This window comes from Vibrio sp. MMG023 (assembly GCF_021654215.1).
GTDB classification, from domain to species: Bacteria; Pseudomonadota; Gammaproteobacteria; order Enterobacterales; family Vibrionaceae; genus Vibrio; species Vibrio jasicida.
Genome location: NZ_JAKFZP010000002.1, coordinates 597679 through 622064, shown reverse-complemented (window position 1 = coordinate 622064; position 24386 = coordinate 597679). Strand labels below are relative to the sequence as shown.

Sequence of the window (24386 nt, the reverse complement as noted above, 5' to 3'; positions counted from 1 at the left end):
AACCTCACTCAGCTCAATCAAAGCCTGCGTTTATCGCAGGCTTTTTTCGTTCAAAGACCTGCGAAACGATAGGTTAGACCGACTTCTAACGACCAACCTATATCACGCTGTATCAATGTGCTGTCACTGTCATGATGAATAAATTCTGCTTTGGTGATTGCAATCCAAGATGGTGTGACTTCATAAAGACCAATAAGTCCTGCTTGGTAAACAAAAGTAGAATTGGCTTTAAATTCTCTTAGCCCTGATGCTGCCGCTTCTCGCGCAGAGACACTGTACAGATGGTTAGAGAGTTTTTTATCTCGGTAATCGACTTCTAGAAAGGGGGTGAGGGTAAACGGTGGTAACCAAGTCTCTAGTGTCCGGCCGAGATGCAGTTGAACTTCGTAACCATTGTGATCTGAGGTGACATCATGCAGATAAGTCAATCTTGCGCCAACAGTGCCCAAAGTAATACCAAGTTCACCATTCTCATCACGATCGTCAATGCCGTTTGGCAGATCGGCAAACGTATCGGAGACTTCCGCGAAGCGCCAGTTTGCTGATAGCCCCACATAAGGTAACGCCTGCCAGTTTGCTAAGCTACCATCGACAAAACCGATAGGGCCGGAATAGAACAAGTTAGGTGTCGCACCCAACTGAGGTGTGTCTTTGACGGAAAAAGCGCTTTCGCCAGAGGTGATACTACCGCCAACAATGCCAAAGGGTTCTTGGCTGGCAAGCAATGTCGTAGAAAAGAAAAGTAATGAAAAGGGGACGACGATCCGTGCGTTCATAAATAAAACTCCATTCTTGTTATAACAACAAAGAACGGAGTTTTGAGGTTCTCATTTCAATGGCGACGATTTTCGTGGGTAAAAATGAATGCCTACCGTTTTGCGAGGATTCTGTCGAGGTGATTGGCGAACTCGCGACGTTCCGTTTGAGACAGCGCTGCTGGCCCTCCCGTTTGAATACCGCTTGATCGCATGGTATCCATAAAGTCACGGATATTGAGTCGCGCTTTGATAGTATCTTTCGTGTAAAGCTCGCCTCGTGAACTTAGTGCCAATGCGCCTTTGCTAATGACTTCATCTGCAAGTGGAATATCTGATGTGATCACCAGATCATTGGCTTCGACACGACGAACAATTTCGTTATCCGCAATATCAAAACCGGCAGGCACTTGCAGAGAGTGAATATTGGCACGTTTTGGTACAGGAACTACGTGGTTTGCAACAAAGGTACACTCAACACCGGTTCGTTCAGCCGCACGTACGATAGTCTCACGAATGACTTTCGGACAAGCATCTGCATCTACCCATAATTTCATGCTGTTTTCTCATTTAGTTTGGCTTCAAGCTCTTCAACACGAGCCACCAGTTTAGCTACCGTGTTTTCCAGAACAGTGATGCGATCTTCTTCTTTCGGTGTTTGTACCGCAACTTCAACTTTAGGAATGCGATTCGCGCTTTTCCAACTTTTGATGGTTGCGATTAATGCTGGCATAGGCACAGGCGTTTTCATTCGAGCTTTGACCAGAGCAACGGTTGGCTCTTTACCTTGCTGTTGCAACTGCTCCATCACGGCTTCCAGCTCTTTAGTGACGTCTTGAGTTAACATATTTTGTCCCTACTACAATGACTTCTGTCATCATACGTTGAGGCGCTGAAATTAGCGAATGGCAATTTCGGCAGACCCTTGTGCGAGATCTCTCACAGAGGTTGTGAGAGAAAACGATTTCGTCGTCAGAACAAAAGAAATTAGTTGGCATAAGGTTTTGAAAAATAACGACTTAACATCTTTTTAACTAAGTTTTCAAACAAAAGAATATCTTGGGCTGATTGTGATTTAAAAGGAAAAGCGTAAATTAAACCTTGTCGGCAGGAAGCAGACATGGAACAGGAAAGCACCAAGGATTTGGTCATCGTCAGGACGACGATTTGATTATTCAGGATGAGTGATCAAGCACGGAGCGCAGGACATTGTAAGGACACAATCATCAACAGGATGTTGGTGACTAAGGATTGACAATGGACCCCTCTTAGGATTGAGGTAAGGACAGCATCAGGAAGATGCAATGGACACCGCTCAAGGAACAAGTGATGCGCGCTAACGAGGATTGTTAGCTATCAGGATGATAAGGACACCGCTAGGACGGCGACGTAAGGACTAAGCTGACGGAATCAGCCACTATTATGGATGATGCATGGAGCACTATTTAGTAGCCGGACTGCTGCGAGTAAGACTATGACCCCGATACGCTAGTGTCGGGGTCTTTCTTATTTTGCACTTTCATAATTTCAGATAATTAAAAGTGTCAATATCACATAATTTATAAATTCCTCATAACACTGAATAAAAAACAATCCAGATCAATATCCTTTCCAATCAGTTGGTTTAACTTTCGGCTTCTCTAAAAGGCGTTATGTACCGCATAACAAATGAATAGCTCTTGAGCTTCTGCTATGCGGATAAATTAAGTTTGCTGTAATCAAGGAACAGATGTGACCATAGTAACCAGAAGAATGCTTCTTCTACCCTACAATGAGTCGTTGCAACTAGAGTTCGTGATGTTAAATTGCTGCGCTAAGAATCGCGCAGAGATGAATGGACCACATACCGTGTCTTCTGCGAAACAGTTGTTTGAGAAGATTCTGGATGATGAGAATGTCTACAGTATGGCGGTACTTGAAAGTACCAGTCGTGACTATATGGGACACGTGTTCATTTCGAATCTGGAGCATGAACCAGAGCTGGGATTTATCTTTGATAAAGCTTATTGGGGTAAAGGATTAGCAACAGAAGCGCTAAAGGCGTTTTTCCCGAAGGCGTGCCGTGAGCTTGGACTACACAAAGTCAAAGCAAATGTGAATAGTCATCACAAAGCATCCATGGCAGTACTGGAAAAACTTGGATTTACAAAGACAAGAGAAAGCAAGGACCTATACGGCCCTTACTTTGAAATGGAATTTACAAGCGATGTGGCGGTAGGTGAAAGTTCAGCGGCCTAAACCCGATCATCGTCAACTCTCCTTGGTAGCAATCGTCACCAAGAGATGAGAACTCAAATTGATACACTGTATGCCAACGCCAGATTCCGTCTGGCGTTTTCATTTTATGTGCACCAAATGCGATGCTGACCAATTGCAGATCAAGTTGCTCGCATTTGCGTGTAATAGCCGCTTTCGCTAATTCTGATTGGCGTCTTTGTTGCCAAAACAAAAAGCAGAAAAAGCACAGTCCTAAAATGGCTAGTAAGTCACCAATCATCCCTAATCCTTTATTGTCCCTTGGTCGCTTGCTGCAATTTGACTAATGCCGTCGCTAGCTCTTCCGATGGGCTAGAGTGTAATAGAGGTAGCAGAACCATTCTTAGTTCTGGCAGCATCACTAAGTCGGCAAATAATTGGTTGAAGAGTGCTTGGTTGCCTGTTTGAGCAAGGCGCAGTAAAAACTGCTCAGCGACATTTGAATTAGCCAATAAGTGCCAAGTGCGGCCTGCGATACCAATTAAGACCTCTTGATGACTTAAACGTGGGCTTTGTAAAATTGTGTTTAACACTGGCAGTGAAATTTCCGACGATGCGCCTGCGAGAGCACGGATTAAGGCAGATAATAGGAACAGATCAGGCTCATCACTTTCAATCTCTTGCTGTGCTTGTTCTGCAATACGCTGTGCTAGGCGCTCTTGCAGTTCTACATGTTCTAGGGCACCAAGCAGAGCGTAACGTGGTTCGTTTGGTAGATGGTTTAAGGCCTTACGTAGTGTCACCGCATTTTGCTCTTGGCCAAGGCGTGCGGCCATATCCGTAATACCTTGTAGACCAACGGTTTGCCAGTTTTCCCAACCGAGACCACCAGTGAAATAGTGCTGAGTATGTTCGTAATACTGGCTGGTGGGTAAATCTAAACTAGCGCGAACTCGGCTATGAAATACCGCCATCTTCTCTTCAGCGGGTTTGAAAGTATATGGGTTGTTAGAAAGCTTTTGTTGTTGCTCTTCCGACATTTCCTCATTCAGACGAGTTCCCATCGCCTCTACAACGTATTTAATGAAGTTACCGATATCGGATTGCTTTAGCAAACCACGTTCATCCAGCTCAAATTTTAGAAACCAAATCCAAGGCTGCTTTTGCTCGTTCCAGTACGCGATCGCGAGGTGCGCTTTACGCTGCATTGGGAATGGGTAAGGGCACTGGCCTTTTTCCACATCCGCAAACACTTGTGCATCGATGGTTTTGATACGACGACCAAGGTCGAAGATTTGATATTCACAATGGCTGTTATTTAACAGCTGAGTGAGGGTTTGAATGTTTTCCATTAAATACGACATCCTAATGTTCTTTTCACAAGAAATGGTATCATTCTCGGCTAATTCAAGGTTCGAGACGGAATTAATGGCAACAAACATCCAATTGGTCGACTTACTTCAACAACTTGAAGCGCAATTACAGCACTATGAGCTGTGGCAACAAACCATGCCTACGACAGAAGCGTTACAGAGCACAGAACCTTTCGCGATTGATACGCTGCATCCCCATGAGTGGTTACAATGGATTTTTATTGCACGTATGCGCGCGTTAGTGGAAAGTAACCAGCCTTTGCCGCGTGGCTTTTCTATCGAACCGTATTTCGCGGAAGCTTGGAAGCAAGAACCACATTATGCTGAGCTACTTGTAACCATCCGAACCATCGACGAACTATGTAAGTAATCTCAATGTCAGAACAAGAAACATCACAAGTTGTTACTCCAGTGGAATTGGAGATCGTTTATCAGGATGAGTACTTTGTTGCAGTAAATAAGCCTGCAGGTATGTTGGTGCACCGCAGTTGGTTAGATAAACACGAAACAGTTTTCGTGATGCAAACGCTGCGCGACCAAATTGGCCAACATGTGTTTCCTTTGCACCGTCTGGATCGTCCGACGTCTGGTGTGCTTGTGTTTGCATTGTCGAGTGAAGTTGCATCGCAAGTGATGCCGATGTTTGCTGAACATAAGATGGAGAAAACCTATCACGCGATCGTCCGAGGTTGGATCGAGGAAGAAGGCTTGCTGGATTACGCTCTGAAAGTCGAACTCGATAAAATTGCCGATAAGTTCGCTTCGCAAGAGAAAGAAGCGCAGGATGCAGTGACAGCCTACAAACCGTTAGCGAAAGTTGAGGTGCCGTATTCAACAGGTAAGTTCCCAACCACTCGCTATTGCTTGATGGAAATGCAGCCAAAGACAGGGCGTAAGCATCAGCTGCGTCGCCACATGGCCCACCTACGTCATCCTATCGTCGGTGACACCAGCCATGGTGATGGTAAGCATAACAAGTTGTATCGTACAGAGTTTGATTCTCACCGTTTGTTGCTGCACGCGTCGGAGTTACGTTTTGTCCACCCATTTACCGAGCAAGAAATCGTAATGAAAGCGGGTATTGATGAAACGTGGCAAAAATTGTTTGCACGATTCGAGTGGGATGAATCATTGGTGCAATAAGCCGTTAGTTTGATGAGCTCCGCTTTGATTCAATCAAAAAGAAAGGGGGTGGTATCTATACCAACCCCTTTTAAATTGTTTAGTTCTTAACGTTTTATTTCAGCTTTTCTAGATCCGCTTCGATCTCGGCGATTTTGCTCGAAACCACTTTTTCCAGATGACGAAGATCGGACAGAATTTTCTGCTTCACGTCCACTTCTGCGGTTTTTACCGGTTTAGTTATCTTGTTTAATTCGTCGATGACTAGAGTTAAGTTACGATTGATTTCAGTAATTTCTTTGTACTTATGGCTGCCGCTGTCGACCAAGACGTTCTTTACTTGGCGTGGATATTTGAATTTAACGCTTTTGGCAAAGAATTCGCCTTTTTGTTTGTGGAAGTAAATTTTGAGGACGTCTTTGTGTGCTTCTTGGCGTAGGGAGTAACGTTCAATTTGTTTTGGTTCGTGGATACCCAAACCAGTGAGGTGGGGATACATAGGCTACCTCTGTCTCATAACTAGAATAAGTTTTCCGTATAACTGTAGCAGCCCATTTATGAGCTAGATAGCTGATATTTAGTCAAATTGCTCAACTTGTGGGCAAGATCGCTCTGGTTCTTACCCACGGTTTTATTGCTTAATCGTTTTTACACAGAAACAGAATCGGACAACTTTTCAATCAGCTTCTCGCGCAATTCGTCTTGTTGTTCATCACTCAGACGACCACCAGCATCACTTGTGAGGATAAACAAATCTTCTGCACGTTCTCCAATTGTGGTGATCTTAGCGGCGTGTAAGTTAATGCCTAAGTCTGCAAACGTACGCCCCACTTTGGCGAGAAGCCCAGGCGTATCAAGTGCCACGAACTCCATTAAAGTGCGTTTCTTGCTCTTAGTTGGTAGGAAGTCGACCTTGGTTTTGACGTTAAAGTGCTGAAGTTTATTTGGTGTACGACGTGTTTTGATTTTTGTCGGACGACCATCTTCCAATACGTGAGTAATGTGCTTGGTGACAGCGCCATGACGACCTTCTTCAATTGCTTTACCGTGTTGATCTAGCACCATAAAGGTATCGAGTACATAGCCATCTTTACTGGTCATGATCTGCGCGTCATGAACGTTAAAATTACGACGATCGAGCTCTGCAACCACCGTCGCGAATAGGGCTGGTTGGTCTGGGCAGTAGACGAACACTTCGGTACCACCACGCGTGGCTTTTTTGCTGATCAGAACCAGTGGTTTACTTGCGTCTTCCATACGCAGCAAGTTCTCACAATGCCAAGCAATTTGTTTATGGGTATGACGCAAAAAGTAGTCGGCTTTAAAGCGTTGCCAAAGCACCTCGATCTCGCGTGCCGAGAAACCCTCTTTACGCAGTAGCGCTGACGCCATTTGCTGGTTGTGGCGTATACGTTCACGAACATCCACAGGGTTCTCCAAGCCGCGACGCAACGCGCGCTGAGTTGAGTAGAACAATTCCGCGAGCAGGGTACGCTTCCAGCTATTCCAAAGCTCTGGGTTAGTCGCACAGATATCGGCAACAGTCAGGCATACGAGGTATTCAAGATACTCTTCATCACGTACTTGTTTCGCAAACTCAGTGATGACGTCTGGATCGTATATATCGCGTCGCTGAGCGGTCACAGACATCAGTAAGTGATGCCTTACTAGCCAACTTACCAATTTCGCTTCAGGTTTAGATAGGCCGTGCTCAATACAAAAATCATACGCTTCACCTTCACCAATAACGGAGTGATCGCCACCACGCCCTTTACCGATATCATGGAAAATCGCGGCCAGAATCAGCAATTCTTTCTTTTGAATACGAGGGTAAACTTCACAACAAATCGGGTGCTTGCTGTGGTTTTCTGCGTAGCTAAAAGTATTGATGTGTTTGAGTAGGCGAATGCTGTGTTCATCCACGGTATACACATGGAACAAATCAAATTGCATCTGACCGACAATTTGGCTCCATTGCGGAAGATATGCTGCCAGTACACCAAGTTTGTGCATCAGACTGAACGCCTTATGCAGCGCATTTGGATGACGACACAGCGCCATAAACTTTTCACGCGCTTCAGGAATAGTGTGCAAGAACTTGTTTAAGCGACGACGCGCAGTACGTAACTGACGCAACGTAGGAGGGCTCACGCCTTCGATGCTCGAATCATTGGCGATGTGCAGGAACATATCCAAAATGGTTTCAGGACGAGCTTGGAACAGCGCGGGTTTGCGAGCCTCGATCAGTGAACCACGGCGTTGGAAATCCTCATCAATGATTTCGGCATCTGCAGAGGCGCCACCGTTGATGATCGCTTGATCAAACAGCTTGAGAAGCATTTTATTAAGCTCTGCTACACGTCTAAGCGTACGGTAGAACTCTTTCATCATCATTTCGACGCCGCGGTTACCTTCGCCGACATAGCCCAAATGTTCAGCCACTTGTGCTTGATGTCCGAACGTTAAACGGTTGTCATAACGGCGTAGTTCAATATGCAGAGCAAAACGGACTCGCCATAAGAAATCCTGACACTCAACCAACTCACGGTATTCTGCGTCGGTAAGAAAGCCATAGCGGCTCATTTCCAGCAATGAAGTCGCACCAAAGTGACGACGTGCTACCCAACTTAAAGTGTGAATATCCCGTAGACCGCCTGGGGTTGACTTGATGTCAGGTTCAAGGTTGTAGGTGGTGTCATGGTAACGAGCATGGCGCTCACGTTGTTCTTGAATCTTGGCGCGGTAAAAGGTCTCACTTGGCCAGAAAGAGTCGGATAGCACCACTTTCTTCAATGCCTGGAAAGTGTCTTCACTACCACACAACAAACGAGCTTCCTGTAAGTTGGTTGCAACAGTTAAATCCGCTCGGCCAATTTCCGCACATTCAGCAACAGTTCGAACGGCATGACCGACTTCGAGGCGCAAATCCCAAAGTAGGGTAATGAATTCACTGATTTTAGCTTCAAGGGCGTTCGGTAATTTGTTGTTCGACAAAATCAAAATGTCGATATCAGAAAGGGGGTGTAACTCACCACGGCCATAACCACCTACTGCAACCAGCGATATATTATGGATGTCTTTGAAGCCAAAGTGTTGCCACAAACGGTTGAGGAGTAAGTCCATGTACTCAGCGCGTGACAACACCAAATTGGTGACCGGATGGTGGTTAAGAAATTCTTGTTTTTGGAATGAACTGAATTTTTCGAGTTCTTGCTTAAGTTCAGCGATGTTGATCTGTTCATCGGTAAACGAAAGAGGGGACTGAAGAGTCATATTTGCTATCCGTGCAACTTGCTACTGTAAGCAATCTAACAAATTTGAAGCAGATAAAAAATATCCCCGCATGGGCGGGGATAAGGAAAGTGATATGCGATTATGCGTTTTTCATTAAACGAGGAATCGTGTCGTCGCTACGAAGCGTCAGCACTTCACAACCGTCTTTCGTCACCACAATGGTGTGTTCCCACTGTGCCGAGTTTTTACCATCGCCAGTGTATACCGTCCAATCATCCTGTGCGTCGACTGTACAGCCAAACTTACCTGCGTTGATCATTGGCTCGATAGTAAAACACATGCCTTCTTTTAGTACGCGACGGTCTTTGTTCTTGTAGTGAACCACTTGTGGCTCTTCGTGGAACTCATCACCGATGCCGTGACCGCAGAAGTCTTTCACGATAGAGAACTTGTTGCGTGGGTTGTTCTTGTTGTTCTCTTTGATGTACTTCTCGATTGCTGTACCGATATCACCAACTGTTGCTCCAGGCTTAACTTGACGCATACCAATGTACAGAGACTCCTGAGCAACCATACACAAACGTTTGTTTGCTGGAGATACATCACCAACTAGGAACATCTTAGAAGTGTCGCCGTGGTAGCCTTGTGGACGAACGCTTAGATCTGCGTGTTCATCGTTAGGCACGATAACCGTGATATCAACGTTAATGATGTCACCATCTTTAAGTACCGCTGGCTTCATTTGGCCATTTGCACCTTTTTCATCTTCTGTCGCGGGGATGCCGTGACAAACGATGTGGTTGATTGACGTACAGATTGATTTAGGGAATCCATGGTAATCAAGCGGTGCAGAGTAAGCGCCTCGCTCTAGAGCGTAATCGTGACAGATTTTGTTTAATTCTTCTGTCGTCACACCTGCCTTGATGTGCGGTTCGATCATTTCTAGAGTGTCTGCGGCTAGCTTGCCCGCAATACGCATGCGTTCGATTTCTTCAGCAGTTTTAATCTTGATTGACATTGGCTTTCTCTACTTATTCGTAAGCACGTAAACGTGCGAATGCGCGCATTCTATCAGACAACCCTTGCTTAACCCAAGCCAGTTAAGAATATGAGTCATTCTTACTTAAAGTGTAGTGATGGAATTTGGTGAAGAGTAGGGTGGTCATGCAATGGGGGTAAGAAGTGTAAGAAACAATTTTTACTAGCCATCTTAGGCTAAAATATGGTATAAAGCGCGCCGGAATCGAGGACTGTTCTCTTTACTTTTCATTAGAAGAGTAGCGAAGCAAGCTTCTTCCAATTAACTTTTATCTTTAAATCACACACATTCCGTCACATGTTCCGGGGTGCTGAGCAGAAGCTTGGTCGGAATTATGGGGGATGTGGAGGCCTAACCCCATAGAGGATTTTAAAATGGCAACTGTATCAATGCGCGATATGCTGAAAGCTGGTGTTCACTTCGGTCACCAAACTCGTTACTGGAACCCAAAAATGAAGCCATTCATCTTTGGTGCTCGTAACCGCGTTCACATCATCAACCTAGAAAAAACTGTACCAATGTTCAACGAAGCTCTAGCTGAACTAGCTAAAGTTGGCGAGAAGAAAGGTAAAGTTCTATTCGTAGGTACTAAGCGCGCTGCATCTGAAGCTGTTAAAGAAGCTGCAATCGCAAGCAACCAATACTACGTTAACAACCGTTGGTTGGGCGGCATGCTAACGAACTACAAAACAGTTCGTCAGTCTATCAAGCGTCTAAAAGATTTCGAAGCACAAGCACAAGACGGTACTTTCGAAAAACTAACTAAGAAAGAAGCTCTAATGCGTACTCGTGAAATGGAGAAGCTAGAGAAATCTCTTGGTGGTATCAAAGATATGGGCGGCCTACCAGACGCTCTATTCGTAATCGACGCTGATCACGAGCACATTGCAATTAAAGAAGCTAACAACCTAGGTATTCCAGTATACGCTGTGGTAGATACTAACTCTAACCCAGACGGCGTTGACTACATCATCCCAGGTAACGACGACGCGATCCGCGCAGTTCAACTATACCTAAACGCTGCTGCATCTGCAGTAACTGAAGGCCGCAACAAAGACGTTGCAGTAGTTGCTGAAAAAGACGGTTTCGTAGAAGCTGAATAATAGCGGCTCTGCGTCACACTTAGTCTATGTGAAACCTTGTTGTAGCATAGACTGAGTTATAGTTAGCAATGGGGGCCGACAATGTAGGCCCCTGTTTTTTACCTTATTTCGAATCAAACGAGGAATAGAGAATGGCAACTGTAACTGCTGCTCTAGTTAAAGAACTTCGCGAGCGCACTGGCGCTGGCATGATGGAATGTAAGAAAGCGCTTGTAGAAGCAAACGCTGACATCGAACTAGCAATTGAAAACATGCGTAAATCTGGCGCAGCGAAAGCAGCTAAAAAAGCTGGTAACGTTGCAGCTGAAGGCGCAATCATCATCAAAGAAGAAAACGGCGTAGCTGTTCTTCTTGAAGTTAACTGCCAAACTGACTTCGTTGCTAAAGACGGTAACTTCACTGCATTCGCAGAAAAAGTAGCACTTGACGCTCTAGCGACTAAAGCTACTGCTGAAGAGCTAGTTGCTAAATTTGAAGAAGAGCGCGTAGCTCTAGTTGCTAAAATCGGCGAAAACATCAACATCCGTCGCGTTGCTTACGTACAAGGTACTGCAATCGCTTCTTACCGTCACGGTGAGAAAATCGGTGTAGTTGTTGCTGGTGAAGGCGACGCTGAAACTCTTAAGCACGTTGCTATGCACGTTGCTGCTTCTAAGCCTGAGTTCGTTAACCCAGAAGACGTACCAGCTGACGTAGTTGCTAAAGAGAAAGAAGTTCAAGTTGAAATCGCTATGAACGAAGGCAAGCCTCAAGAGATCGCTGAGAAGATGGTTATCGGCCGCATGAAGAAATTCACTGGCGAAATCTCTCTTACTGGTCAAGCTTTCATCATGGAACCTAAGAAATCTGTTGGCGAAATGCTAAAAGAGAAAGGTGCTTCTGTTGCTACATTCGTTCGCCTAGAAGTAGGTGAAGGTATCGAGAAAGCTCAAGAAATGAGCTTCGCTGAAGAAGTAGCTGCAGCTCAAAAAGGTTAATCCTTAGCGACTTGTATAAATATTAGACCGTAGCCTAGGCTGCGGTCTTTTTACGAAAAGAGCGGCAAATCTTAGCCGTGATGAATAGCTATAAGTTTTCTTGTGTCTATTCGTGACTGTTAATCAACAACTCTCTTTTGGAAGGTAAACTCCATGACTACGAACCCTAAACCAGCGTATCAACGTATTCTATTAAAACTGAGTGGTGAAGCTCTTCAAGGCGAAGAAGGTTTCGGTATTGACCCTGCGGTTCTTGACCGTATGGCTCAAGAAGTTAAGGAGCTGGTTGAACTGGGTGTTCAAGTTGGTGTGGTAATCGGTGGTGGTAACCTATTCCGTGGTGCTGGTCTGGCTGAAGCGGGCATGAACCGCGTTGTGGGTGACCACATGGGTATGCTAGCAACAGTAATGAACGGTCTAGCAATGCGTGACGCACTTCACCGCGCATACGTAAATGCTCGCGTAATGTCTGCAATTCCTCTAAAAGGTGTGTGTGACGATTACAATTGGGCAGACGCTATCCGCGAACTTCGCCAAGGCCGTGTAGTAATCTTCTCGGCAGGTACAGGTAACCCATTCTTCACAACAGATTCAGCGGCTTGTCTACGTGGTATCGAAATCGAAGCTGACGTAGTTCTAAAAGCGACAAAAGTTGATGGTGTATTTACTGCTGACCCAGTAGCAAACCCAGACGCAGAGCTGTATGATAAGCTATCTTACACTGAAATTCTGGATAAAGAATTGAAAGTGATGGACTTGGCTGCGTTCACACTTGCTCGTGACCACAAAATGCCAATCCGCGTATTTAACATGAATAAGCCAGGCGCACTACGTCGCGTGGTAATGGGCGAAGCTGAAGGCACGTTGATCTGCGCTGACGCGTAAATCTCAGCGCCATTCAACAAGAGACATTGGATGGCGTTTTGCTTTGCTTAAGCCCTCTAAGCTTTCTTCATGAAAGATGACATTTTTAAGGTGAAACCGTGATTAACGAAATCAATAAAGACGCGCAAGAGCGCATGGACAAAAGCGTTGAAGCGCTAAAGAACAACCTTTCTAAAGTTCGTACTGGCCGCGCGCACCCAAGCCTACTATCTGGCATCTCTGTAGAATACTACGGCGCAGCTACTCCTCTTAACCAAATCGCTAACGTTGTTGCTGAAGACGCTCGTACTCTAGCAATCACAGTTTTCGACAAAGAACTAACTCAAAAAGTTGAAAAAGCGATCATGATGTCTGACCTTGGCCTAAACCCAATGTCTGCTGGCACAATCATCCGCGTTCCACTTCCACCGCTAACAGAAGAGCGTCGTAAAGACCTAGTTAAGATCGTTCGTGGTGAAGCTGAAGGCGCACGTGTTGCTGTTCGTAACATCCGTCGTGACGCAAACAGCGACCTAAAAGGTCTTCTAAAAGATAAAGAAATCTCTGAAGACGAAGATCGTAAAGCACAAGACGAAATTCAAAAATTGACTGATGTAGCAGTTAAGAAGATCGACGACGTTCTTGCTGCAAAAGAAAAAGAGTTGATGGAAGTTTAATACTCCCATCCACATCACTGTTGGAAAACGCTGTGCTCACAGCTCAGCGTTTTTTTGTGTTAGTCTATCCAACTGATGGAACTCAATTAACTCCCTATGCAAAATTCTCAAGCCTTCTCTGATTCCCTTCCTAAACATATTGCCATCATTATGGACGGTAATGGTCGTTGGGCTAAGTCCAAAGGAAAGCCTCGTGTATTCGGTCATAAAAAGGGCGTAAACGCCGTTCGTAAGACCGTTGCAGCCGCTTCCAAGCTTGGTATCAAAGCCATGACTTTGTTCGCTTTCAGCAGCGAAAACTGGCGTCGTCCAGAAGAAGAAGTCGGCCTTTTAATGGAGCTATTCATTTCTGTCTTATCGAGTGAAGTGAAAAAGCTGCACAAAAACAACTTACGCCTACGTGTCATTGGCGATACCAGCCGTTTTAGTGAACGCTTACAAGGTAAAATTCTTGAAGCGGAAGCTCTAACTGCTGGCAACACGGGGATGGTGATTAACATTGCAGCCAACTATGGTGGCAAGTGGGACATCACAGAGGCGGCCAAATCGTTAGCGTTAAAAGCGCGTAACGGTGAGATCCGTGTAGAGGATATCAATGAGCAGTTGATTACCCAGCATCTGACTATGGCTGATCTACCAGAAGTCGATCTATTGATTCGTACTAGTGGTGAGTGTCGCATCAGTAACTTCATGCTGTGGCAAATGGCTTATGCTGAAATGTACTTTACTCCTGAGTACTGGCCTGAATTCGATGAAGACAGCTTAGTAGAGGCTGTGACTTGGTTTATCAACCGAGAGCGTCGTTTTGGTTGTACTGGTGAACAAGTGAAGGCATTGATGGCTGCTCAATAAGGACTAGTTAGTTTGAAACAGAGAATAATAACAGCACTAATTTTAGCTCCCCTGGTTATTTTAGGTATTTTTAAGTTACCACTAATGGGCTTTATCATCGCATTGACCGCGATAACCCTATTAGGTTTTTGGGAGTGGACTCAGTTTACAGAAAGCAAATCTCGCATTGCTGCCCTTGTTCCGGCTGCCGTTGTTACCGGACTTAGTTTTCTATTCATTTCGCCTGATGCAGCAAGCCTTAACCAACTGGCAGCTCCGCATTACACCGTTTTAGCACTCGGTTTTGCTTGGTGGATTATCGCAAGTGGAATGGCAATTACTTATCCTAAAACCACTAATTTGTGGCAAAGTAGTAAAGTGTTGCGCCATGTATTTGGTTTCCTTACGTTGATCCCTTTCTTATGGAGTGTGATCATTCTTAGGGCTTCTGATTTTGCAGTAGATCCATACCACGGCGCAAAACTTGTGCTGTATGTTTGCTTCTTGGTATGGGCTGCTGATAGTGGTGCTTACTTTGCTGGTAAAAGCATGGGTAAGCGCAAAATGGCGCCTCATGTGAGCCCAAACAAGACGATAGAAGGCTTGATTGGCGGCATTATCGCAGCATTGATTGTTGGCTGGTTGTTCGCCGGTTGGTTTGATATCCAATTTACTAGTCCAATTCACATGGTGGTCATCACATTGGTTACTGTCGTGATTTCTGTGCTTGGTGATTTGGTTGAAAGCATGTTCAAACGTGTGTCAGGCATCAAAGACAGCAGCAACATCATTCCAGGTCACGGCGGTATCCTAGATCGTGTCGATAGCCTTACCGCTGCATTCCCAGTATTTGCTCTTCTTTACTACGTATTCTAATTTAATCGGGAGCGGCATCGTCGCTCCTGAGTTTTTCTAACGGTCTTACATCATGCAAAAGTTAACGATTCTTGGTGCAACAGGCTCAATCGGTGCAAGCACACTAAAAGTGGTTGAACAAAATCCTGAGCTGTTTTCTATCGTCGCATTAGCGGCCAGCACTAACGTTGAAAAGATGGTCGCACTTTGCCGCAAATGGCAACCAAAATACGCTGTTATGGCGGATAAGGCTGCGGCAGTGGCATTAAGCGCTGAGCTAGCTTCAATCTCGCCAAAGACTGAAGTATTAGGTGGTGTTGATGCACTTTGTCATGTTTCTGCACTGGAAGAAGTCGATAGCGTAATGGCGGCAATAGTGGGTGCTGCAGGTCTGTTGCCAACAATGGCAGCGGTAAAAGCGGGCAAGCGTGTGCTACTGGCAAACAAAGAAGCACTTGTGATGTCTGGTCAACTGTTCATCGACGCAGTTGAAGAACATGGCGCAGAGTTACTTCCTGTAGACAGTGAGCACAATGCGATTTTCCAGTGCCTACCACAACAAGTTCAAACTAATCTAGGCCGTTGCAACTTAGAAGAGCATGGCATTTCCTCGATCCTGCTGACTGGTTCTGGTGGTCCATTCCGCTATACCGATATTGCAGAGTTAGATCAAGTGACGCCAGCACAAGCGATTGCTCATCCTAACTGGTCAATGGGGCCAAAAATCTCGGTTGATTCTGCAACCATGATGAACAAAGGCCTTGAGTACATTGAAGCAAAATGGCTATTTAACGCCGCTCGTGAACAACTGAAAGTGATCATTCACCCTCAGTCTGTCATTCATTCCATGGTTCAATACCGCGATGGTTCTGTACTGGCGCAAATGGGAGAGCCAGATATGGCAACCCCGATTGCATTAACCATGTCATATCCATCCCGTGTGGATGCGGGAGTGAAACCGTTAGATTTTACTCAAGTAGGTGAATTGACATTCCTTCAGCCAGATTTTGCACGCTATCCGTGTTTGAAGCTGGCTATCGATGCGTGCTACGAAGGCCAACATGCCACAACGGCTCTGAATGCAGCGAACGAAATTGCCGTTGATGCTTTCCTAAATAATCGACTTGGTTTCACAGATATCGCTCGCATCAATGAGTCAGTTTTGAACAAAATAACTGCAAGCCATAAAAGTGAGAATGTGAATAGCTTGGAAAGCTTGATAGAGCTAGATAGAATGGCACGAACTATCGCCTTAGAATTTTTACGCGAGCGTAGCTAATGACTGGTATTTTGTGGAATTTGGTTTCTTTTATCGTTGCATTGGGCATCTTGGTGGCTGTGCACGAATTTGGTCACTTTTGGGTTGCTCGCCGTTGTGGTGTCAAGGTTGAGAAATTCTCAATCGGTTTTGGTAAGTCTATCTGGAGCAAGGTAGGCAAAGATGGCACTGAGTACAGCATTTCAATGATCCCATTGGGTGGCTACGTCAAAATGGTGGATAGCCGTGTTGATGAAGTACCTGAAAACGAAAAGCACATGGCGTTTGATCAAAAGCCGTTGTGGAAGCGCACATCAATTGTTGCGGCGGGTCCTATTTTCAACTTCCTGTTCGCGATCGTTGCGTATTGGTTAGTTTTCCTGATTGGTGTGCCAGCGGTTAAACCTGTAATTGGTGAAGTTACGCCCAATTCAATCGTTGCTCAGGCAGGAATTGAAACAGGGATGGAACTAAAATCTATCTCAGGCATCAAAACTCCGGATTGGGAATCAGTCAACATGGGTTTAATCTCTCATATTGGCGATGATTCAATGACAGTGACCTTAACTTCATCGAATGAAGTGGGCTCTGAAGTGACCAAAACCCTTGATATCCGTGATTGGAAATTTGATCCCGAAACTCAATCAGCAATGCATTCACTTGGTTTTACGCCGTTCACTCCAGAGATATACACGGAGTTAGCGCAAGTAAGTGAAGGCGCTGCGGGTGAAAAGGCGGGTTTACTGGCTGGTGACAAGATTGTCGCGATTAACGGCAAAAAGATTTCTAACTGGAATGAAGTGGTTGAAGCCATTCGTTCTAACCCAGAAACGCCAATTGACCTGACGGTGTTACGTCAGGGTGATGAGCAATCATTGACGTTGACTCCAGGTCGCCGTGAGCTAGCTAACAAACAAGTGGTTGGTTTTGCGGGTATCGCACCTGAAGTCGCAGAATGGCCAGAAAGTTATCGCTTCGAATTACAGTTTGGTGTATTCGAGTCTATTGGCAAAGCGATTGACAAAACTGGTCAAGTTATTGGACTTACAATCAGCATGCTTAAGAAACTGATTGTAGGTGATGTTGGTCTGAACAATCTGAGTGGGCCAATTTCAATCGCCAAAGGAGCAGGGGCGACGGCAGACTACGGTCTGGTTTACTTTTTAGGTTTTCTCGCACTAATTAGTGTTAACCTAGGTATTATCAACCTCGTTCCTTTACCAATGTTGGATGGTGGTCATTTGCTATTTTTTGCAATCGAAGCCGTTATCCGACGCCCAGTACCTGAAAAGGTACAGGAAATGGGTTATCGAATTGGTGGTGCGATTATCTTCTCGCTCATGGCGTTAGCGCTATTTAATGATTTTACTCGTCTGTGATAGTTCAGAGACAAAAGCAGTAGCAAGGAATAATTAGAACAAGTATGGCGATTAAGCGAATTCTGTTTGCAAGTTTACTGGCGACCAGTGTATCTGCAAACGGAGCACAGAACTTTGTAGTTCAAGATATTGAGATCGATGGATTGCAACGTGTGGCACTGGGTGCTGCGTTGCTGAAGATGCCTGTACGTGTCGGCGATACTGTTGACCAAGGCGATGTTGCTGAGATCATTCGTGCACTGTACGCATCGGGTAACTTTGAAGATGTAAAAGTACTGCGCAACGGTGATGTGTTGGTTGTTCAAGTGAAAGAACGCCCAACGATTGCTAGCATCTCATTCTCAGGCAACAAAGCAATCAAGGATGAGCAGCTACAAGAAAACCTGAACGCTTCTGGTGTTCGCGAAGGTGAAGCGCTTGACCGTACTACGCTAAGCAACATCGAAAAAGGTTTGGAAGACTTTTACTACAGCGTTGGTAAATACAACGCGACCGTAAAAGCGGTTGTTACTCCATTGCCTCGTAACCGTTCCGATCTGAAATTTGTCTTCACCGAAGGTGTATCGGCAAAAATTCAGCAAATCAACTTTATCGGCAATGAAGTCTTTTCTGATGAAGACCTTCTTTCTCGTTTCAACCTAAACGTAGACGTGCCATGGTGGAACTTCCTAGCGGACGAAAAATACCAAAAGCAAGTACTTGCTGGTGATATCGAAGCGCTGAAGTCTTACTACCTTGACCGCGGTTATCTGAAATTTAACGTTGATTCGACACAAGTGGCGATTTCTCCTGACAAAAAAGGCGTATACATTACGCTTGGTCTTGAAGAAGGCGACGTGTACACCGTGAAGGACGTGAAATTCCGTGGTGATTTGATCGGTGAAGAAGCAACGTTCGAAAAGCTGGTTCCATTTGAAGACAACGAGACGTACAACGGTTCTCGTGTGACTTCGATGGAAGAAGGTATCAAACGTGTGCTTGGTGAATCTGGTTACGCTTACCCGCAAGTTAACACCATTCCTGAGTTCGACGATGAAAACAAACAAGTATCACTTGTTGTGAACGTAGAACCAGGCAACCGCATCTACGTACGCGATATTCGTTTCACGGGTAACAACTCTACGAAAGACGAAGTACTGCGTCGTGAGATGCGTCAGATGGAAGGCAGCTGGTTAAACTCGAAATCGATTGAAACGGGTAAAACGCGTCTAAACCGTCTGGGTTACTTCGAAAACGTAGAAGTACAAACGGTACGTGTACCTGGCAGCGATGACCAAGTAGACCTAGTTTACTCAGTTAAAGAGGCAAACTCAGGCAGCGTTAACTTTGGTGTCGGCTACGGTACTGAATCAGGCGTCAGCTTCCAAGTTGGTCTACAACAAGACAACTTTATCGGTAGTGGTAATCGCGTTGGTATTAACGCGATGATGAACGACTACCAGAAAAACGTGAGTTTGGACTACCGCGACCCTTACTGGAACCTAGATGGTGTAAGTTTGGGTGGTAAGATCTTCTATGATGAGTTTGAAGCATCTGAAGCGGGTATCGTTGACTATACCAACCAAAGTTACGGTGCAAGTTTGACATGGGGTTTCCCATTCGACGAATTGAACCGTTTTGAGTTTGGTGTTGGTTATACCCACAACAAGATCGGTAACTTGTCGCCTTACTTACAGGTAGAACAGTTCCTACAAGCGCAAGCGGACAATATCGACTCTAGCGGCGCATTGAATACAAACGATTTTGACTTCAACATCTCATGGACACGTAACAACCTAAACCGTGGCTACTTCCCAACAGCGGGTAACCACCAACGTGCATTCTATAAGATGACCGTACCTGGCTCTGACGTTCAATACTTCAAGATGCAGTATGATGTTCGTCAATACGTGCCACTGACTAAGAAGCATGAATTCACGCTCTTGTTCCGTGGTCGTCTAGGTTATGGTAACGGTTATGGTCAAACGGATGGTAACGATAACTTGTTCCCATTCTACGAAAACTACTACGCAGGTGGTTTTACAACACTACGTGGTTTCGGCTCTAACTCTGTAGGTCCAAAAGCGGTTTACCGTGATTACTCAGGCTCAAATAACGGTGCGGACACCGCAACAGATGATTCTGTTGGTGGTAACGCGGTAGCGCTGGCGAGTATCGAGTTGATCGTACCAACACCATTTGCTTCGGATGAAGTTCGTAACCAGATTCGTACCAGTATCTTCTTCGATATGGCGAGTATTTGGGATACCGAATTTGATTACCGTAGCTCAGGTGCTGAATACGGCGACCGTTACTACTACGATTACTCAGATCCAACCAACTACCGTTCATCTTACGGTGCGGCGTTGCAATGGATGTCTCCTATGGGGCCACTAGTCTTCTCACTAGCGAAACCAATTAAGAAATATGATGGCGACGATGAAGAGTTCTTCACGTTCACTATCGGTAGAACCTTCTAAAGAGGAAAATATTTTGAATAAAATGATCAAAGCGGCTGGGATTGGCCTTCTTGTACTTAGCTCTTCAATGTTTGCAAACGCGGCTGAAGCTGCTCAGAAAATTGCTTACGTAAACACGGCTCAGGTTTTCCAATCTCTTCCTCAGCGCGAAGTGGTTCTACAAAAAATGCAGAAAGACTTCAAGAGCAAGGCAGACGAGCTGAAGTCTATCCAAGCAAAAGCGAAGACTAAGATTGAAAAGCTACAGCGTGATGGCCAACTTCTAGGCCAAGACGAAGTTGAAAAGCTACGTATCGACATCGCTAAACTAGACAGCGAGTACAAAGTAAAAGCTCAAGCTCTAGAGAAAGCAAGCGCACGTCGTGAAGCTGAAGAAAAAGCGAAGCTATTCAAAACGATTCAAGATGCTGTGAAGAAAGTAGCAACGAAGAAAGGTTACGATATGGTAATCGATATTTCTTCTCTTCAGTACGGTAAGCCAGAATACAACATCTCTGAAGACGTAATTAAAGCTCTAAAATAAGAAGTTATGAAGACATTAACATTAGCCGAGTTGGCGACAATTACCGGGGGAGAGCTATTTGGTGACGAGTCACTCGTCGTAAGCCGTGTAGCTCCAATGGATAAAGCACAAGAAGGTGACGTTACCTTTTTGTCTAACCCAAAATACGCAAAGCACCTTGCTGAATGTCTCGCGACAGTCGTGATGGTGAAGGAAGAGCACAAAGAGCAGTGTACAGGCAATGCGCTTGTTGTCGCTGACCCTTATGTAGCTTTTGCTCGTGTGGTTCAAGCTATGGATACCACACCGAAGCCTGCTGAAGACATTGCACCTAGTGCCGTGATTGCAGCAGACGTGAAGATGGGTGCAAACGTAGCAGTCGGTGCAAATGCAGTGATTGAAACGGGTGTAGAGCTTGGCGACAACGTTATTGTTGGTGCGGGCTGTTTTATCGGTAAAAACGCAAAGTTAGGCAACAACACCAAGCTTTGGGCTAATGTTACTATCTATCATGAAGTGTCACTTGGCGATGACTGTCTGGTTCAATCTGGCACAGTCATCGGCTCAGACGGTTTCGGTTACGCGAACGATAAAGGCGAGTGGATCAAAATTCCTCAGCTTGGTTCAGTGCGCATCGGTAATCGTGTTGAGATTGGTGCATGTACCACGATTGACCGTGGTGCACTTGAAGACACCATCATTGAAGACAACGTGATTCTTGATAACCAGCTTCAAATCGCTCATAACGTGCAGATCGGATATGGTACCGTGATGCCAGGTGGTACTATTGTCGCTGGCAGTACCAAAATTGGTAAATACTGCCAGATCGGCGGCGCGTCGGTTCTTAACGGACATATTACGATTGCAGATGGCGTAGCTATCACCGGTATGGGCATGGTTATGCGCAGTATCGAAGAGAAAGGCTTGTATTCGTCAGGTATTCCACTGCAAACGAACCGAGAGTGGCGTAAGACGGCAACTCGAGTTCATCGCATTGACGATATGAACAAACGCCTGAAAGCTGTTGAGAAGCAGCTGGAACCGAAAGAAGAATCTTAGTTCCATAATTCTGAACAAAGACTCGCGAAATGCGGGTCTTTTTCTTCTATAATGACGCGCTATAAGTAGATTTATCACCAAGCTGGTATACACTTTGCAGGCATTTCCTGATTAAGTGGCTTTTGCCGCTGCCTTGCCATCTTGGTTGTTGAGTATTGATATAGGAAGACGACTTTGACTACTGAAAAGAAAACGATGAACATCTCTGAAATTCAAGAGCTACTACCTCATCGCTACCCATTCTTATTGATCGACCGAGTGATTGACTTCCAAGAAGAGAAGTACCTTCACGCGATTAAAAACGTGTCGGTTAACGAACCTCAGTTCACAGGTCACTTTCCACAATTGCCAGTCTTCCCAGGTGTTCTTATTCTGGAAGCGATGGCGCAGGCGACAGGCTTACTTGCATTTAAATCATTTGGTGCGCCAACTGAAAATGAGCTGTACTACTTCGCAAGTGTTGACGGTGCAAAATTCCGTAAACCAGTAGTACCAGGCGACCAAATGATTATTGAAGTAGAATTTTTGAAAGAGCGTCGCGGCATTGCTGCATTCAAAGGTGTAGCGAAGGTTGACGGCGAAGTAGTATGTTCAGCAGAGCTGAAGTGTGCTCGTCGAGAGTTTTAATATGATTCATGAAACCGCTAAAATCCACCCAGCTGCGGTGGTAGAAGAAGGCGCGAAAATTGGCGCTAACGTGACTGTTGGTCCATTCACTTACATCACCTCAACGGTAGAGATCGGTGAAGGTACGGAAGTGATGTCTCACGTAGTGATCAAAGGTCACACCACAATTGGTAAAGACAACCGCATTTTCCCACATGCTGTCATTGGTGAAGAAAACCAAGATAAGAAGTACGGTGGCGAAGATACAACAGTGGTTATCGGTGACCGCAACGTGATTCGTGAAGCGGTTCAGGTTCATCGTGGCACTGTCCAAGACAAAGCAACCACTGTGATTGGTGATGATAACTTGCTGTGTGTTAACGCGCACATTGCTCACGATGTTATCGTTGGTAACCATACTCACATTGGCAACAACGCGATTCTTGGCGGTCACGTAACGGTTGATGACCATGCCGGCGTTATGGCACTTTCTGCGATTCACCCATTCTGTACGGTAGGTGCTTACGCTTACGTTGGTGGTTGTTCTGCGGTTGTTCAGGATGTACCAGCTTACGTACTTGCACAAGGTAACCATGCGACACCATTTGGTTTGAACTTGGTTGGTTTGAAGCGTAACGGTTTTGAAAAACCAGAAATCCGTGCATTGCAAAAAGCGTACAAAGAGCTTTACCGCTCAGGTAAAACGCTAGAAGAAGTGAAGCCGATCCTTGCTGAAATGGCACAAGAGTGGCCAGCAGTAAAACGTTTCTCAGACATTCTGGAAACAACGGAACGTGGCATCATTCGTTAATTTACGAATGTGCGGTTAATGAGAAAAGATCGCGCCCAATTGGGCTGCGGTCTTTTTGTGTTTTATGGATAGGGTAAAATAGCAAGATCCTCGGATATTACTCTCTATCCAAAGCGCATAGGAAAAAGCGAAAGAAAGATGGAAAGACCACTACGTATTGGCATCATTGCCGGAGAACTGTCAGGCGATACTCTTGGCGAAGGCTTCATCAAAGCAGTTAAAGAACAATACCCAGACGCAGAATTTGTCGGTATTGGCGGCCCTAAAATGATCGCGCAAGGCTGTGAGTCACTGTTTGAAATGGAAGAGTTGGCTGTGATGGGCTTGGTTGAAGTTCTGGGTCGCTTACCAAGATTATTAAAAGTGAAAGCAGAGCTGATTAAGTATTTCACTGCAAATCCGCCGGATGTCTTTGTAGGGATCGATGCACCAGACTTTAACCTACGTGTTGAGTTAGATTTAAAAAACGCAGGAATCAAAACGGTACACTACGTGAGCCCTTCTGTTTGGGCTTGGCGTCAAAAACGTATCTTCAAGATTGAAGCGGCAACCAACCTAGTATTGGCTTTCTTACCTTTCGAAAAAGCGTTTTACGACAAATTCAATGTGCCTTGTGAATTCATTGGTCACACATTGGCAGATGCCATTCCTCTGCATTCAGACAAGGCTCCTGCACGTGAACTGCTTGGTTTAGAACAAGACAAACAATGGTTAGCGGTACTTCCGGGTAGCCGTGGCAGCGAGCTAAAAATGCTCTCTCAACCGTTTATTGAAACCTGTAAAAAACTGCATCAAAAATTCCCAGATCTTGGTTTTGTTGTTGCCTTGGTGAATCAAAAACGCCGTGAACAATTTGAGCAAGCATGGAAAGAACATGCGCCAGAGCTTGATTTCAAGTTGGTGGACGATACAGCACGTAACGTGATTACTGCCTCTGATGCCGTGATGTTAGCCTCGGGCACCGTTGCACTTGAATGTATGTTGCTTAAACGCCCAATGGTGGTGGGTTACCGTGTTAATGCTGTAACGGCATTTCTTGCTAAGCGACTATTGAAAACCAAATACGTGTCATTACCAAACATTTTGTCGGATAGCGAGTTAGTAAAAGAATACCTGCAAGAAGAGTGCACTCCAGAAAACTTATTCACTGAAGTGTCTCGCTTACTAGAGAGCGATAACCAACAGATGTTGGATAAGTTTACGGAAATGCATCACTGGATACGCAAAGACGCGGACCAACAGGCTGCAAATGCGGTTCTAAAACTGATTGAAAAATAGAGATTTAC

Annotated in this window: 25 protein-coding genes; 17 read left to right on the top strand and 8 right to left on the bottom strand. The window is 45.3% G+C overall.

Annotation, left to right across the window (positions count from 1 at the left end; genetic code table 11):
- Positions 1 to 50 precede the first annotated feature (50 nt).
- From L1076_RS08010 to L1076_RS08000, 3 genes are all read right to left on the bottom strand, one after another.
- The gene (locus tag L1076_RS08010) at positions 51 to 776 is read right to left on the bottom strand and encodes a MipA/OmpV family protein (RefSeq protein WP_237303477.1); all 726 of its coding nucleotides are present in this window, start codon (positions 774 to 776) and stop codon (positions 51 to 53) included.
- Positions 777 to 868: 92 nt separating this feature from the next.
- On the bottom strand, positions 869 to 1312 hold the full coding sequence (locus L1076_RS08005) for a YaiI/YqxD family protein (protein ID WP_038864678.1): 444 nt from the start codon (positions 1310 to 1312) through the stop codon (positions 869 to 871).
- Positions 1309 to 1602, bottom strand: coding sequence for a hypothetical protein (locus tag L1076_RS08000; protein WP_042600062.1), 294 nt, complete (start codon positions 1600 to 1602; stop codon positions 1309 to 1311). The genes L1076_RS08005 and L1076_RS08000 overlap by 4 nt, the downstream gene beginning before the upstream one ends.
- A gap of 905 nt (positions 1603 to 2507) precedes the next feature.
- Here L1076_RS08000 and L1076_RS07995 point away from each other — a divergent pair.
- Positions 2508 to 2993 carry a GNAT family N-acetyltransferase gene (locus tag L1076_RS07995; protein ID WP_038864682.1) on the top strand — a complete coding sequence of 162 codons (486 nt, stop codon included), beginning with the start codon at positions 2508 to 2510 and terminating at the stop codon, positions 2991 to 2993.
- Here L1076_RS07995 and L1076_RS07990 read toward each other — a convergent pair.
- Both L1076_RS07990 and L1076_RS07985 read right to left on the bottom strand, forming a co-directional pair.
- Positions 2953 to 3252 (bottom strand): DUF3301 domain-containing protein, encoded by a 300-nt coding sequence (locus L1076_RS07990; RefSeq protein WP_039976952.1) that lies wholly within the window; start codon positions 3250 to 3252, stop codon positions 2953 to 2955. The two genes, L1076_RS07995 and L1076_RS07990, sit on opposite strands and share 41 nt — an antisense overlap.
- A 10-nt stretch (positions 3253 to 3262) precedes the next feature.
- On the bottom strand, positions 3263 to 4303 hold the full coding sequence (locus L1076_RS07985) for a DUF3549 family protein (protein ID WP_237303552.1): 1041 nt from the start codon (positions 4301 to 4303) through the stop codon (positions 3263 to 3265).
- Positions 4304 to 4379: 76 nt separating this feature from the next.
- On the opposite strand from L1076_RS07985, the gene L1076_RS07980 reads away from it, so the two are divergent.
- Both L1076_RS07980 and truC read left to right on the top strand, forming a co-directional pair.
- On the top strand, positions 4380 to 4694 hold the full coding sequence (locus L1076_RS07980) for a YqcC family protein (RefSeq protein WP_038864800.1): 315 nt from the start codon (positions 4380 to 4382) through the stop codon (positions 4692 to 4694).
- 5 nt (positions 4695 to 4699) lie between these two features.
- Positions 4700 to 5467 (top strand): tRNA pseudouridine(65) synthase TruC, encoded by a 768-nt coding sequence (gene truC, locus L1076_RS07975; protein WP_105068580.1) that lies wholly within the window; start codon positions 4700 to 4702, stop codon positions 5465 to 5467.
- Between the two features lie 94 nt (positions 5468 to 5561).
- Here the strand turns inward: truC and L1076_RS07970 are convergent, their stop codons facing one another.
- From L1076_RS07970 to map, 3 genes are all read right to left on the bottom strand, one after another.
- Positions 5562 to 5945, bottom strand: a complete 384-nt coding sequence (locus L1076_RS07970) for a DUF3461 family protein (protein ID WP_038864687.1) — start codon at positions 5943 to 5945, stop codon at positions 5562 to 5564.
- Positions 5946 to 6094: 149 nt separating this feature from the next.
- Positions 6095 to 8719, bottom strand: coding sequence for a bifunctional uridylyltransferase/uridylyl-removing protein GlnD (gene glnD, locus L1076_RS07965; RefSeq protein ID WP_104028110.1), 2625 nt, complete (start codon positions 8717 to 8719; stop codon positions 6095 to 6097).
- Between the two features lie 100 nt (positions 8720 to 8819).
- On the bottom strand, positions 8820 to 9698 hold the full coding sequence (map, locus tag L1076_RS07960; protein ID WP_237303476.1) for a type I methionyl aminopeptidase: 879 nt from the start codon (positions 9696 to 9698) through the stop codon (positions 8820 to 8822).
- A gap of 395 nt (positions 9699 to 10093) precedes the next feature.
- Between map and rpsB the strand changes: the two genes are divergently transcribed.
- From rpsB to lpxB, 14 genes are all read left to right on the top strand, one after another.
- Positions 10094 to 10822, top strand: a complete 729-nt coding sequence (gene rpsB, locus L1076_RS07955) for a 30S ribosomal protein S2 (protein ID WP_041853288.1) — start codon at positions 10094 to 10096, stop codon at positions 10820 to 10822.
- Between the two features lie 131 nt (positions 10823 to 10953).
- Entirely contained in the window at positions 10954 to 11799 is an 846-nt protein-coding gene (tsf, locus tag L1076_RS07950; protein ID WP_045403995.1) for a translation elongation factor Ts, read from the top strand.
- 153 nt (positions 11800 to 11952) lie between these two features.
- Positions 11953 to 12684, top strand: coding sequence for a UMP kinase (pyrH, locus tag L1076_RS07945; protein WP_005436777.1), 732 nt, complete (start codon positions 11953 to 11955; stop codon positions 12682 to 12684).
- Between the two features lie 98 nt (positions 12685 to 12782).
- Positions 12783 to 13340, top strand: a complete 558-nt coding sequence (gene frr, locus L1076_RS07940) for a ribosome recycling factor (protein ID WP_038864693.1) — start codon at positions 12783 to 12785, stop codon at positions 13338 to 13340.
- 96 nt (positions 13341 to 13436) lie between these two features.
- On the top strand, positions 13437 to 14192 hold the full coding sequence (locus L1076_RS07935) for an isoprenyl transferase (protein WP_038864695.1): 756 nt from the start codon (positions 13437 to 13439) through the stop codon (positions 14190 to 14192).
- 12 nt (positions 14193 to 14204) lie between these two features.
- Positions 14205 to 15047 (top strand): phosphatidate cytidylyltransferase, encoded by an 843-nt coding sequence (locus tag L1076_RS07930; protein WP_039976963.1) that lies wholly within the window; start codon positions 14205 to 14207, stop codon positions 15045 to 15047.
- 52 nt (positions 15048 to 15099) lie between these two features.
- Complete coding sequence (gene ispC, locus L1076_RS07925) at positions 15100 to 16305, top strand: 1-deoxy-D-xylulose-5-phosphate reductoisomerase (RefSeq protein ID WP_102389866.1); 1206 nt, start codon at positions 15100 to 15102, stop codon at positions 16303 to 16305.
- Positions 16305 to 17663: a sigma E protease regulator RseP gene (rseP, locus tag L1076_RS07920; RefSeq protein WP_039976966.1), complete on the top strand. Its 1359-nt coding sequence runs from the start codon at positions 16305 to 16307 to the stop codon at positions 17661 to 17663. The genes ispC and rseP overlap by 1 nt, the downstream gene beginning before the upstream one ends.
- Positions 17664 to 17707: 44 nt before the next feature.
- Entirely contained in the window at positions 17708 to 20122 is a 2415-nt protein-coding gene (gene bamA / locus L1076_RS07915; protein WP_038864709.1) for an outer membrane protein assembly factor BamA, read from the top strand.
- A gap of 13 nt (positions 20123 to 20135) precedes the next feature.
- Positions 20136 to 20645, top strand: a complete 510-nt coding sequence (locus tag L1076_RS07910; protein ID WP_038864801.1) for an OmpH family outer membrane protein — start codon at positions 20136 to 20138, stop codon at positions 20643 to 20645.
- Between the two features lie 6 nt (positions 20646 to 20651).
- Entirely contained in the window at positions 20652 to 21683 is a 1032-nt protein-coding gene (lpxD, locus tag L1076_RS07905; RefSeq protein ID WP_039976967.1) for a UDP-3-O-(3-hydroxymyristoyl)glucosamine N-acyltransferase, read from the top strand.
- Positions 21684 to 21857: 174 nt separating this feature from the next.
- Complete coding sequence (gene fabZ, locus L1076_RS07900; protein WP_009707417.1) at positions 21858 to 22310, top strand: 3-hydroxyacyl-ACP dehydratase FabZ; 453 nt, start codon at positions 21858 to 21860, stop codon at positions 22308 to 22310.
- Position 22311: 1 nt separating this feature from the next.
- Positions 22312 to 23100: an acyl-ACP--UDP-N-acetylglucosamine O-acyltransferase gene (lpxA, locus tag L1076_RS07895; protein ID WP_038864713.1), complete on the top strand. Its 789-nt coding sequence runs from the start codon at positions 22312 to 22314 to the stop codon at positions 23098 to 23100.
- Between the two features lie 138 nt (positions 23101 to 23238).
- A complete protein-coding gene (gene lpxB / locus L1076_RS07890; protein WP_039976969.1) occupies positions 23239 to 24378 on the top strand; it encodes a lipid-A-disaccharide synthase in 1140 nt (379 codons plus the stop codon).
- Positions 24379 to 24386: the final 8 nt, after the last annotated feature.